The 12,758-nt window shown below is 27.9% G+C and carries 11 protein-coding genes, 1 riboswitch and 1 other annotated feature (1 of these 13 only partly in view); all 11 genes read left to right on the top strand.

Features of this window, described 5'->3' with window-relative positions; genetic code table 11:
* The first annotated feature begins 19 nt into the window (after positions 1-19).
* Positions 20-853 carry a phosphate ABC transporter substrate-binding protein gene (locus IC214_RS19855; RefSeq protein ID WP_227433684.1) on the top strand — a complete coding sequence of 278 codons (834 nt, stop codon included), beginning with the start codon at positions 20-22 and terminating at the stop codon, positions 851-853.
* A 254-nt stretch (positions 854-1,107) separates the two neighbouring features.
* Positions 1,108-1,191, top strand: a riboswitch (cyclic di-GMP riboswitch).
* A gap of 577 nt (positions 1,192-1,768) precedes the next feature.
* Positions 1,769-2,446 carry a response regulator transcription factor gene (locus IC214_RS19850; protein WP_227433685.1) on the top strand — a complete coding sequence of 226 codons (678 nt, stop codon included), beginning with the start codon at positions 1,769-1,771 and terminating at the stop codon, positions 2,444-2,446.
* 78 nt (positions 2,447-2,524) lie between these two features.
* The gene (locus tag IC214_RS19845; RefSeq protein WP_227851299.1) at positions 2,525-4,540 is read left to right on the top strand and encodes a sensor histidine kinase; all 2,016 of its coding nucleotides are present in this window, start codon (positions 2,525-2,527) and stop codon (positions 4,538-4,540) included.
* Between the two features lie 49 nt (positions 4,541-4,589).
* Positions 4,590-5,249, top strand: coding sequence for a response regulator transcription factor (locus IC214_RS19840; RefSeq protein ID WP_227866938.1), 660 nt, complete (start codon positions 4,590-4,592; stop codon positions 5,247-5,249).
* A 339-nt stretch (positions 5,250-5,588) separates the two neighbouring features.
* A complete protein-coding gene (pstC, locus tag IC214_RS19835) occupies positions 5,589-6,506 on the top strand; it encodes a phosphate ABC transporter permease subunit PstC (RefSeq protein ID WP_227433688.1) in 918 nt (305 codons plus the stop codon).
* A 1-nt stretch (position 6,507) separates the two neighbouring features.
* Entirely contained in the window at positions 6,508-7,332 is an 825-nt protein-coding gene (gene pstA, locus IC214_RS19830; protein WP_227433689.1) for a phosphate ABC transporter permease PstA, read from the top strand.
* An 18-nt stretch (positions 7,333-7,350) separates the two neighbouring features.
* Positions 7,351-8,115 carry a phosphate ABC transporter ATP-binding protein PstB gene (pstB, locus tag IC214_RS19825; RefSeq protein ID WP_227433690.1) on the top strand — a complete coding sequence of 255 codons (765 nt, stop codon included), beginning with the start codon at positions 7,351-7,353 and terminating at the stop codon, positions 8,113-8,115.
* Positions 8,116-8,142: 27 nt separating this feature from the next.
* Positions 8,143-8,796 carry a phosphate signaling complex protein PhoU gene (gene phoU, locus IC214_RS19820; RefSeq protein WP_227433691.1) on the top strand — a complete coding sequence of 218 codons (654 nt, stop codon included), beginning with the start codon at positions 8,143-8,145 and terminating at the stop codon, positions 8,794-8,796.
* 156 nt (positions 8,797-8,952) lie between these two features.
* Positions 8,953-9,825, top strand: coding sequence for an FUSC family protein (locus tag IC214_RS19815; RefSeq protein WP_227433692.1), 873 nt, complete (start codon positions 8,953-8,955; stop codon positions 9,823-9,825).
* A gap of 83 nt (positions 9,826-9,908) precedes the next feature.
* Positions 9,909-11,345 carry a [Fe-Fe] hydrogenase large subunit C-terminal domain-containing protein gene (locus IC214_RS19810; protein ID WP_227433693.1) on the top strand — a complete coding sequence of 479 codons (1,437 nt, stop codon included), beginning with the start codon at positions 9,909-9,911 and terminating at the stop codon, positions 11,343-11,345.
* A 47-nt stretch (positions 11,346-11,392) separates the two neighbouring features.
* Positions 11,393-12,220 (top strand): polysaccharide deacetylase family protein, encoded by an 828-nt coding sequence (locus IC214_RS19805; protein WP_227866937.1) that lies wholly within the window; start codon positions 11,393-11,395, stop codon positions 12,218-12,220.
* Positions 12,221-12,540: 320 nt separating this feature from the next.
* Positions 12,541-12,758, top strand: a binding site (T-box leader); it runs 47 nt beyond the window's last position.

Here is a 12,758-nt window from a genome sequence, read left to right as displayed (position 1 = left end):
ATAAGCGGGGGTAAGTAAAATGTTCAAAAAGAAAATAGGAGTTCTTTTAGCTAGTACAATGTTGGTTGGAGTCTTAGCAGTAGGATGTGGTTCTGACTCTGGAGGTTCAGGAGATTCAAATAAAGTTTCTGTTTCAGGTTCAACTTCAATAGGGCCTCTTATGGAAACTATTGGAGAGAAGTTTCAGGAAAAAAATCAAGGTGTTAGTGTAGAAGTACAACAAATTGGTTCTTCTGGAGGTATAAAAAATGCAATAGAAGGAACGTCTGAAATAGGTATGAGTTCAAGAGATTTAAAAGATGAAGAAAAAAGTGCTGGATTAAAGGAAACTAAGATAGCAATAGACGGTATAGCATTAATAACTAATAAAGACAACCCAGTAAAAAATCTTACAATGGACCAAATAAAAGGTATATACACAGGAAAGATAACTAACTGGAAAGAAGTTAATGGAAATGATGAACCAATAGTAATAGTATCAAGAGAAGAAGGTTCAGGAACTAGAGATGGATTCCAAGAAATTGTAGGATTCAAGTCAGAAGAATTGACTAAAGATGCACAAATAAGTGATGGTTCAGGAAATATAAAAACTACAGTTGAAGGAAATAAAAATGCTATAGGATATATATCATTTGGATATGTTGATGAGAAAGTAAATAGTTTAAAAGTAAATGATGTTGATGCAACTGATGCCAATGTAATAGCTAATAAATATCCAATATCAAGACCATTTATATTAGTTAATAAAGAAGATAAATTATCAGAAAAAGGTAAGGCTTTGATAGACTATATATTGAGTGATGAAGGACAAGCACTTGTTTCAGAAAAAGGATTCATTAAAGTTAATCAATAAGATAAAGCTAATTATTAAGATAAAAACTTAACATAAAAAAATATATGATACCCTGCAAAGTCAGCTTATAAAAATGCTACTATAACTTGCAGGGTATTGTCTATTATTGATGATAGAAATATAAACATTTTTAAATAAAAAATATATATAGTTAGTACATTATATTTAAAAAATATGTAAATATTGACAAGATAATATTACAATGTTAGAATAGAAATGAAATTTATCAGAACAATTTAAACAAGTTTAATGAAAATATTTTAGAAACTGAGAAGTATATCTTATTATTGGGCATCTAGAGGTATATGGAGTTAGTGGTGCAACCGGCTATGAATATAATTTTATATTACATAGCCTTTTTTTTGTTTTAAATTTAACATAGTTGATATGAAATTTGAAAATTATAAGCTTTAATAACTTTACTTATATATATAAATGGCTATATTTAGCCAAAGTAGCCCTTTGTTGGAAAAGGGAAATTTTTTAAAAAATATAATGCAATTATAACGAAGATATAATAATTTTATAATCAATTAAAATACATAATATAATTTTTTTATAACAATGTACTTACCAAAATAATACAATTTATTTTATATTATAACCATATAAATCGTATAAATCAATACTCAAACTGGCTAATGGACAAGTTTCTATAAATATCGTATATATATGAGATATAATGATTTTAAGTTCCATTTTCCAACAATCGGAGACTTTGATTAGTATTTAATAATGAATGCTTAATATTTAAGACAATGTTCAAGAATTATTCAAAAATACTTAAGTTTTATAGTCTAGTTTGTAAAGATATTATAAAATAATAATATTAGTTAGATAAGAGGTAAAACATTATAATTTGTAATACTTATAACTTTAGATTATGATTAAAATATTTTTGAATGGAGTGGTGTAATGTATAACTTATTAGTTGTAGATGATGATGTTGATATTTTAAACATAAATCAAATTTATTTTTCTAACATAGGTTTTAACGTATACACAGCAGAGACTGCTAAACGTGCAATGAAGATAGTAGAAAGTATAGTTTTAGACTGTATAATACTAGATATTGCACTACCAGATTCAGATGGATATAAAATATGTAATGCTATAAAAGAAAAGGTTAACATACCTATAATATTTTTATCTAATTACGAACATGAAGAGGAAAGAGTGCAAGGTTTTTTATCTGGAGGAGATGATTATATAACAAAGCCATATAGCTTAAAAGAACTTGAACTTAGAATCTATGCTCGGATGAGGCAATATAAAAACATTACATCAGTTCCTAATGTGTTAAAGTTTTCATCCCTAGTAATAAATGTAAATTCAAGAAAAGTAACCTTTGATGAAAAGGGTATTGACTTAACCACCATGGAGTTTGAAATACTATTATTTTTAGCTGAAAATAAAGAACAAGTATTTTCAAAAATAGAGATATATAATCAAGTTTGGAAAATGCCTGATGTTGGAGATCAACATACTGTACAAGTTCATATTGCACAGATGAGGAAAAAAATTAATTCTTTAAGCAGAGAGCATCAATATATTCAAACCGTGTGGGGTAAAGGATATAAGTTTGTACCATAAGCAAGATAATGTAAGCAATAAATAGTTCTTATTTTATCATTTAATATTACTACAAAAGAAAGAGATGTGGTTAATGCAATGAAAAAGTCTAATGTACTAAAAGGAACTCTCATTGTATTGATAGTCTCTCTGTTGGCAATAATAGGATTAAATTTTCTTTATAAATATGATAATAAATATACATATAAGTCTATTAGAGCAAGTGATGGAATTTTAACTATAGATGAGGATACTTTTTCTAAAAATAAACTTGTTTTTCTAATAGATGATTGGGAATTTTATAACCATAAGATATTTAAGCCAAAAGATTTTAGAGAGAAACATATAAAACCAGAATATATTTTTATAGGACAATATCCAGATTTTTCCATGAGAAAAGAAAAACAATCGCCATATGGAAATGCAACTTATCGCATGAGGATAAAAAATGAAGGTAAAGACAAAGTACTAAGCCTAGAACTTCCAGAAATCTTTTGTTCAAGTGAAGTTTGGATAAATGGTGAAATAGTCTCTAAGTTAGGAGATATAGGTACAGAAAGATATAGACCTAAAATTAAAAACACAGTAGTAAGTTTTGTTGCAAAGAAAGATACAGAAATTATAATCAATGTGTCCAATTTCTCACATTATTATAGCGGTTTGTATTATCCACCTGCATTAGGAAAAACAAAAGATGTAAGTAATATGATATTTTATAGATTAGTTTTTTATAGTGTTATTTGTTTTACAACTATTGCAATAGCTATATTTTCTCTAGCTGTTTGGGTACTTTCAAAACAAAGCAAGCTATATTTATACTTTGGATGTATGTGTATTTTTTTTGCTATACACGTGTCATATCCTTTTATACATTTAATGGGGCTTCCTTTAGTGAACTTTACATATGCAGTTGAAGATTCATCATACTTTATAGCAGTTTTATGTATTATTTGTATAAATGGAAATATATCCAAAATTGAAAGAAATAAAGTATATAGATTTTTAATTTTACCATTAGGAATTACTATGTGTATCATATCCATTGTGATACCAGTTATTCTTCTTCCATATGATATATACTTTGTTAATATCTATGGAAAATTAATAGACATATATAAATATGTTGTATTTATTTATATATTGATGTCTTCAATAGTTTCAATTTATAAAAAAACATACTTTGAGCAATTAAGCTCCTATATTTTAGTTTCAGCAAACATAGTGTTTGGTGTCAGTATATTATTTGATGTAGTGACTAGTAATAGGTTTGAACCTATATTTACAGGATGGCAAACAGAATACTGTGGTTTTTTAATAGTTATTTTGTTTTCTATTATGATGATAAATAGAAATAGAATAATAATAAAAGAAAATGAAAAACTCACACAAAATCTTGAGCATGAAGTTGAAGTAAGAACTAATGAACTTACAACACTATTAAATGAACGTAAAAAATTCTTGGCAGATGTAGCACATGATTTAAAGGCACCTGTTTCAGCTATACAGGCATTTATAGATTTAATAAAGGTGGGGAATATTCATGTAGATGAGGAGACAAGAACCTATCTTTATGCAATAAACCAAAAATCAAATGAAGTTCAAAATAGAGTACGTAGTTTACAAGAATTTACATTACAAGATAAAAAAATTGGTCTTAGTGAAAAAATATGTCTGAATGATTTTATTAAAGAGGTATATGAAAATAATTTACCAGATACACAAGCATGTGGTGTAAATTTTGAAGTTTATATATTAGATAAAAAAATATATGCAAAAGTAAATAAAGAAAGATTGGCTAGAGCATTTGAAAATTTAATTTATAATGCTTTGAGCTTTACTTCATTTGATGGGAAAATAATTTTGTCAGTGAATAAAGAAGATGGATTTGCAATTATTAAAATTTCTGATAATGGTAAAGGTATACCAGCAGAAAATATACCAAAGATATTTGACCGATTCTTTACAGAAAGGGACAATAGTACTTCAAAAGGTCAAGGGTTAGGATTATATATTGTTAAATCCATTATAAGAGAGCATGATGGAGAGATTTTTGTAGATTCAGAGTTGGGAAAAGGAACTGTTTTTACAATAAAATTAAGTTTATGTTTTTTATAATAAATAGTTATTTAATATAAAAGAATAATGATATTTAGGAGTGATTATAATGCAAACTAAGATATTAATAATAGATGGAGACAAGAATAATTGCCAGGAATTAAAAAATTTCTTGGAGCAAAAAGGAATAAATGTAGATTTGGCGTATAACTGTGAAGAAGCTATTGGAAAAATATTTAGCAATAAATACGATTTGATATTTTTAGAAATAATCTTAACTGATGGTGATGGATGGACTTTATGTAAAAAGATTAGAAATGTAACTACGTGTCCGATTGTTTATATGACTTATATAAATGAAGACCAAAGTATTTTAAATGCTTTAAATTCTGGTGGTGATGATTATTTAATCAAACCTTTAAATTTGGAAATACTATATGCAAAGGTAAAAGCAATTTTAAGAAGAGTAAATTCATATATAAATAACAATGAAAGCAATACAAGATTAGAAGAATACAATAGAACAAGTGGAGTAATAAAATTAACTCCAACAGAAAATAAGTTGTTGAACTATTTTATAGAGAATCCAGAAAAGACCTTAACTACCAAAGAGATATATGAACATGTATGGTTAAATGATTATCTAGAGGATAATTATAGTGTAGTAGTTGCAGTGAACGGACTGAGAAAGAAAATAGAGAAAGATTACAAAAATCCTCAAAAAATCATAACAATAAGAGGAGCAGGGTATTACTTTAATAAGGAATAATAAATATATAGATTATAAAAGGTTAAATCTAGTTAACAAATTTTAATAGCAGATATAAATAATAAATTACGTGTAGTACGTATTATTACTTATATCTGCTATTTTATTGTTGCCAAATATAGTTAAATTGTAAAGTAAATGTCAAATATAGTCCAAAAAGTAAAATTAATGTTAAAAAAGTGAATATAATTTTACACTTGTTTAACTTAAACCTAATATAGATTTAACTTAAAAAAAGTAGAATAAAAATATAGAAAATTTAATAATGACGAACTTATAAAAATTTAAATTTTAAATACAGAACGAAAATAAATAGGTATATTTTAATGGGAGGATATTATGATAGTAAAATCTAGGTTAGTAGGTTTAGAAAAAAATGACAATAATGGAAATAAGACTAAATATATAGTCGAAAAAGTAGCAAAAAATATATTTCTATTAAGTGCTTTAGTAGCAGTCGCAAGTTTACTTTTGATAATAGGATTTGTATTTTATAAAGGGTTAAGACCTTTTATATTTGAGGGATACTCATTTATAGATTTTTTAACAGGTGCGGATTGGGTTCCTTCAGCTAATAAGTTTGGAATATCATCTATGATAGCAGCATCAATAGTTGCTACAATTGGTGCACTTATAATAGGAGTACCAATTGGAATATTAACATCTATATTTATAGCAGAAGTAGCACCTAAAAGATTAGCAAAAATAATGTCACCAGCAGTTGAACTTCTGGCAGGTATACCTTCAGTACTATATGGGGTGTTTGGCCTTGCAGTAATAGTTCCAATGATACAAAGTATATTTAATCTTCCAAAAGGACAGAGTTTATTAGCAATAATAATAGTATTAGCAGTAATGATGCTTCCAACAATAATATCTGTATCAGAAACAGCTATAAGAGCAGTACCAAAAGCATATAAAGAGGGTTCATTAGCACTTGGTGCATCAAAAATAGAAACAATATTTAAAGTTGTATTACCAGCTGCAAAGTCTGGAGTATTAGCAGCAGTAGTACTAGGCGTAGGAAGAGCTTTAGGAGAGACAATGGCAGTAATACTTGTTGCAGGAAATTCACCAGTTATGCCAACTTCTATAACAGATAGTGTAAGACCACTTACAACTAATATAGCACTTGAAATGGGATATGCATTTGGGACACATCAAGAAATGTTATTTGCAACTGGAGTAGTATTGTTTACATTTATATTAATTTTAAACTTAGTTTTAAATAAACTTTCAAATAAGGCGGTAAATTAAGATGAGAAAGTTCAGAGAGAATATATTGAAATTATTAGTATATCTATCAGCATTATTTACAATAGTATCACTAGTAGTTATAGTAGGATTTATATTTATAAAGGGAATCGGAAATATGAATTTTAACTTCTTATTTAGTAATTATTCAGCATCAGGTGATGGTGGTATATTCCCAATGATAATTACAACATTATATACTGTATTGGTTTCTATAATTGTAGCAACACCAATAGGAATCTTAGCAGCTATATATTTACAAGAATATGCTAAAAAAGGAAAAGCAGTTACAGCTATAAGGTTTGCCACTGAAAGTTTATCAGGAATACCATCTATAGTTTATGGATTATTTGGAGGAATTTTCTTTGTAGTTACTTTAAAAATGGGATATTCAATAGTTGCAGGGTCACTTACAGTTGCAATAATAATATTACCAGTAATAATTCGTACAACAGAAGAAGCTTTAAAGACAGTTCCTCAATCATATAGGGAATCATCTCTAGCATTAGGAGCTACTAAATTTCAAACTTTATATAAAGTAGTACTTCCAAGTGCAGTACCAGGAATTTTGTCAGGAGTAATATTGTCAGTTGGTCGTATAATTGGAGAATCAGCTGCTATACTACTTACAGCAGGTACTGTAGCTAAGATGCCAGGAGGAATATTTGATAGTGCAAGAACACTAACTGTACACTCATACTTACTAACTAAAGAGAGTGGAGACATAGCAACAGCAGCTAGTATAGGTATTGTTTTAATAGTAATTGTATTAGTATTAAATATGTTAGCAAGATTTGTTGCTAAGAAGTTAAATAAGGCTAATTATTAAATTTAAGAGGTGTGAATGATGGAATTAATCAATAAAATAAAAATGAGTGTAAAAGATTTGGATTTATTTTATGGTGACAAACAAGCTCTAAATAAAATAAATATGGATATAAAAGAAAATAAAGTTACTGCCTTAATAGGTCCATCTGGATGTGGAAAATCTACTTTTATAAGAACATTAAATAGAATGAATGACCTAATAGAAAATGTAACAATTACAGGGACTATTTCCGTTGATGGAGAAGATATCTATACTTCAGATGATGTTATAAACCTTCGTACAAAAGTAGGAATGGTATTTCAAAAACCCAATCCATTTCCTATGAGTATATATGATAATGTTGCATATGGACCTCGTACGCATGGGTTAAGAGATAAAAAGCAACTAGACAAGATAGTAGAAGAAAGTTTGAAGGGAGCAGCTATTTGGGAGGAAGTTAAAGATAGGCTTAAATCATCTGCATTAGGATTATCTGGAGGACAACAACAACGTATATGTATAGCGAGAGCAATTGCTATGAGACCAGAAGTTATACTTATGGATGAACCTACATCTGCTTTAGACCCAATTTCAACATTAAAAGTAGAAGAACTTATAGAAGATTTGAAAAAGGACTATACAATAGTCATAGTTACACATAATATGCAACAAGCTGCTCGTATATCAGATGAAACAGCTTTTTTCCTAAATGGAGAGGTTATAGAATTTAGTGATACAAAAACTATGTTTACTACTCCTGTGGATAAAAGAACAGAAGACTATATAACAGGTAGATTCGGTTAAAATATATAACTATAAAGGAGTTAGACAATGGTCAATAATAGTTTAGATATAAGTATTGATACTTTAAAAGAGCAGACAGTACTTATGATGGAAAAATGTGAAGAGGCAATAGAAAAGTCTGTAACTTGTATGATAGAAAAAGATTTAGAAGGTGCAAGAAAAGTAGTGGATGATGATGAAGAAATAAATAAATTGAGAGAAGAAATAAGAGATAAAAGTATAGAATTAATAGTGCTAAAACAGCCAATGGCGAGAGACTTAAGATTTATTTATTCTTTGGGAAACATATCAATAGAATTAGAACGAATTGGAGATTATGCAGCGAATATAGCTAGAGAAATGTTGAAAATAGGTGGAGAAGCTTATATAAAAGAGTTGATAGATATACCTAAAATGGCAAAGGAATGTAAAAATATGATGTCTCAAACTAGAGAGGCTTTAATATCATTTGATGCAAGTATAGCTTATAATGTTGGAAGTAAAGATGACATTGTAGATGATTTATATGAACAAGTACAAATTGATTGTTTAAAAATAATGCATGAAAATTCAAATACAATAGATCAAGGTGTAAAACTTTTACTTATAGGAAGATACCTTGAACGAATTGGAGACCATATAACAAATGTATGTGAAAAAATAATCTTTGCAATTGAAGGTAAAATGGTAGAGATAGGATAAAAAACTGCTTTATAGCAGTTTTTTTATTGTCTAAATTAAAAAGCAATTGTTAAAAAAATGCGATTAATGGGTAAATTTAAAAAATTGTGATATACTAGGAACATATTAAATATGAGGATGCGTATTTTATATAAGGTGCTTTTAGGAGGTGGAAATTTGAAACTTCAAAAGATGGGTATGAGGACTATAAAGACAGGAATTAGTGTAACTTTATGTATGCTTCTTGGTAATTATTTGGTTGAGAATATGTTTTATTCTCTAGTAGCATGTATAATTTCTGTTCAGGACACAGTAAAAGGTTCTTTAAAGACAGGAATCAATAGAGTAGAAGGTACTATTTTGGGTGGTATAATAGGATTTTTATTTGCTATCACCAAAGCAGGAGACCCATTTTTATGTGGTCTTGGTGTAATGTGTTCAATATATCTATGTAATCTGTTTAAAATAAAGTCAGTAGTTGTTGCCTGTGTCACTTTTCTAGCCATACATCTAGGTGTAGGAAACAATGACCCCGTATACTATTCTTTACACAGGGTATTAGATACATCTGTAGGAGTTTTATTTGGTGTACTCGTTAATTATTATGTTGCTAGACCAAACTACCTAAATAGTGTTATAGATGAGTTTAAAAAAATAGAAGAACTTTCAATGTTGCTTATTGAAGAAAAAATACTTAGAAAAGAAAATCTAGATGTAGAAAAATTTGAAGAAGAAGTAGAAAAATTGGAAGAAATATATTCAAAACTTATCGACGAGCTAGACTATAGTTTAAGTGAAACCAATATAGAAAAAATAGAAAATGCCTTAAGGATATGTAGAGAAATCCACTTTCACATGCAATCTATAGAGTTACTAGAAAATAAACTCTATTTAAAAGAGCATACATATAAATACCTTAAGAAAACATATGGTGTGGATGAACTGGATTGGAACGTAGATGAAGAAAAAAGTCCAGTGTTTAACTATCATTTAATGAAAATAATGCTTGAAATAGAATTATTGAAAAAATTAAATAAGTCATATCAATAATAGTCAATAAATAATAAATAAAAAATAGTATCTTTGTAAATATTAAACATATATAAGTTTAATTTACGGAGGTACTATTTTTTATGAATACTATAAATGATAATTCTAAAATATTAGAAAGATACAAAATGAAGCTTTTTGGAGAACTTGTAAAGGCAGTATGGAATGAGGATACAGAAGATATTGAAAACTTGCCTGAAAAAATTTTAAGTGAAGAGTTAAATGAAAATTTAGATAGTCATTTTGATAATCAATTTGACAAAGATACTATGGTGAATTTAATCAGGGTAACTATGGGATTGGATGTAACAGGAGATACAGATAAAAACCTAAAAGATGCATTGCACGAAGCTGTAAATTTGGATGAAGTAAAAAGACCAATAATATCTATAATATCAGATGCTTGTAAATATTGTGATGAAAATAATAAAGAAGATGAGTCATGCAATATAAGAAATAAGCATATTAATTGTAATGAGGAAGATACATGTAGTGCCTGTGGTGATTGTGTGTCAAGATGTAAATTAGGTGCGATATCAGATAAGATTGAATTCATACCAATGATAAAGCTATTAAAAGATATAAAGAGTCCCGTATATGCAATAGTCGCACCAGCTTTTGTAGGTCAATTTGGAAAAGATGTAAGTCCTGGTAAGTTAAGAACTGCATTAAAAAAGATAGGATTTGAAGATATGATAGAAGTTGCTTTAGCAGCAGATATGCTTACTGCAAAAGAAGCATATGACTATTATGAGCATATGAAAAAGGACGAAGAAGGATGCTTTATAACTAGTTGCTGTTGCCCTATTTGGGTTAGCTTAATACAAAATAGTTTTCCTCAAATATTAGATAAGGTATCACCATCTGTGTCACCTATGATTGCTTGTGGTAGAGCTGTAAAGATTTTAAATCCAGAGGCTAAAGTTGTATTTATAGGCCCTTGTATGGCAAAGAAGAAAGAAGCAATGTTGGAAGATATAAAGGATGCAGTTGATTTTGTACTTACGTTTAAAGAATTACAGGAAATATTTGATGCATTAGAACTAAATCCAGCAGTAATGGATGAAAGTAATAGAGTAGAAGCATCTCTTTCAGGTAGAGTTTATGCTAGAACAGGGGGTGTAAGTAAAGCAGTCAAATTATCAGTTAGAAGAATTGATAAAAACATAAAGTTTAAAGAAAAAGCATTTGAAGGAACAAAAGAATGTATGGATGGTCTGAAGAAAGTTTTAAATAAAGAGATAGAGGCTACTTTCATAGAAGGAATGGGTTGCGTAGGAGGTTGTGTGGGAGGTCCTAAGCGTATTTTAAGTGTAGAAGAAGGTACTAAGAATGTTGATGAATACAGTGAAAGTACAAATATGGAAACACCATTTGATAATTTAAATGTTCTACAATTTTTAACTTCTATGGGAATAAAGAGAGTAGAATCATTGGGAGAAAAAGAAGAAGAACAAGTAAAGAAAATATTTAGCAGAGACATAAAAAGTAATAAGAAGGACAATAAATATAAAAAATAATTTTTTTAGTTTGAGTTTATGTTTTTATAAAAAGGGAGATATGGGGGATGAAAATTAAAGATAATAAAACTGTTTTTCATGTAATTATACGTGTATTTCTTGTGGCTGTTTTAATTTTAACTGGGACATTATTAGAAGAAAAAATTAACAATGTTCCAGTTGAAAATCTCAATACAAAAGATAAAACTACATTAGAATTACTTTCTCAAAATAACACTTTAGGAGAAATTATATATAAAACATCTCAAGAAGAGAGGAAAGGACCAGGAGCTACATCTGAAAAAGTTGCATACATAACAATAGATGATGGACCATCAAAATATACAAATGCGTTGCTCGATATTTTAAAAGAAAATGATGTCAAAGCGACATTTTTCATGCTTAATCAAAATATGAAAAAGCACAAAGAAGAGGTGAAGAGAGTCTTAGAAGAACAAAATTCGATAGGGTTTCATAGTGTAAGTCATGATATACATAAGTTGTATAAGAGTCCAGAAGTAACAGTTGGAGAATTTGACACATGTAATAAAACGCTACAGGATATAACTGGTCAAAGCTCAAAGTTAATAAGACTACCATATGGAAGTAAGCCATATATGCCAGAAGGTTCATACGATAAGCTTATGGCAAATAATTACCTAATTTGGGATTGGAATTTAGATACACAAGACTGGAAATCGTCCACAAGTCAAATAGTTAGTAATATTTTATATTATGGAAGAAAAAGAGATGAATTAGTAGTATTAATTCATGAAAAAGAACAAAGTGTAAATGCTTTAAATAATATGATAAGAATTTTAAAAGAGAGAGGATATACTATATTGCCAATTACAGAGAATGTTATGCCTAAAAACTTCTGGCAAGAAAACCTATAGTGAACTTTAAAAAATATAAAATAAAGCATTTATAAAATATAATACATAACTTAATTACATTTAAAATATTATAGTTAAAATGTCATATAGGAAAATAGCATATAAAGTGAAACTAACATAAAATTGATAAAATAGTAGTAAAAATGTCAATAAAGTAATAGAATAATTATTGACTATGTAAGACAAAATAATTTAAAAAAATAGTATAGATTATAATAATTAGCATAGAATATAAAAAATGATAATTGGGAAAATTCAGAAAAAATAAAATAAAAATAATTGACAAAGAGAATAATATTTGTATATAATAATATATAATATTAAAGACTAAGAAGAAGAGGAGTAAGTAAATACTACTAAAAGAGAGGAAAATTCACTGGCTGTAAGATTTTCTAAGTATAAGGTTTGCTGAATGTAGCTTTGGAGTTTCTAAACTGAACTATTAGTAAGTTTAGACGGTTAGAATCGTTAAATTCTTTGAGAGTCAAAGTTATTAAGATTGTCATTAATTATTAATTTAATTATGTGTTGATGAATT

Source organism: Clostridioides sp. ES-S-0190-01 (genome assembly GCF_020658275.1).
GTDB lineage: Bacteria > Bacillota > Clostridia > Peptostreptococcales > Peptostreptococcaceae > Clostridioides.
The sequence above is the reverse complement of the archived record's forward strand: the minus strand, read 5'-3'. Positions and strand labels throughout refer to the sequence as shown.

Bases quoted from the DNA above. Each gene is read 5' to 3' on its own strand.
- IC214_RS19840 (WP_227866938.1), top strand. From the start codon at position 4,590: ATGCAAACTAAGATATTAATAATAGATGGAGACAAGAATAATTGCCAG.
- IC214_RS19855 (WP_227433684.1), top strand. From the start codon at position 20: ATGTTCAAAAAGAAAATAGGAGTTCTTTTAGCTAGTACAATGTTGGTT.
- IC214_RS19850 (WP_227433685.1), top strand. From the start codon at position 1,769: ATGTATAACTTATTAGTTGTAGATGATGATGTTGATATTTTAAACATA.
- pstC (WP_227433688.1), top strand. From the start codon at position 5,589: ATGATAGTAAAATCTAGGTTAGTAGGTTTAGAAAAAAATGACAATAAT.
- IC214_RS19810 (WP_227433693.1), top strand. From the start codon at position 9,909: ATGAATACTATAAATGATAATTCTAAAATATTAGAAAGATACAAAATG.
- pstB (WP_227433690.1), top strand. From the start codon at position 7,351: ATGGAATTAATCAATAAAATAAAAATGAGTGTAAAAGATTTGGATTTA.
- IC214_RS19805 (WP_227866937.1), top strand. From the start codon at position 11,393: ATGAAAATTAAAGATAATAAAACTGTTTTTCATGTAATTATACGTGTA.
- phoU (WP_227433691.1), top strand. From the start codon at position 8,143: ATGGTCAATAATAGTTTAGATATAAGTATTGATACTTTAAAAGAGCAG.
- pstA (WP_227433689.1), top strand. From the start codon at position 6,508: ATGAGAAAGTTCAGAGAGAATATATTGAAATTATTAGTATATCTATCA.
- IC214_RS19845 (WP_227851299.1), top strand. From the start codon at position 2,525: ATGAAAAAGTCTAATGTACTAAAAGGAACTCTCATTGTATTGATAGTC.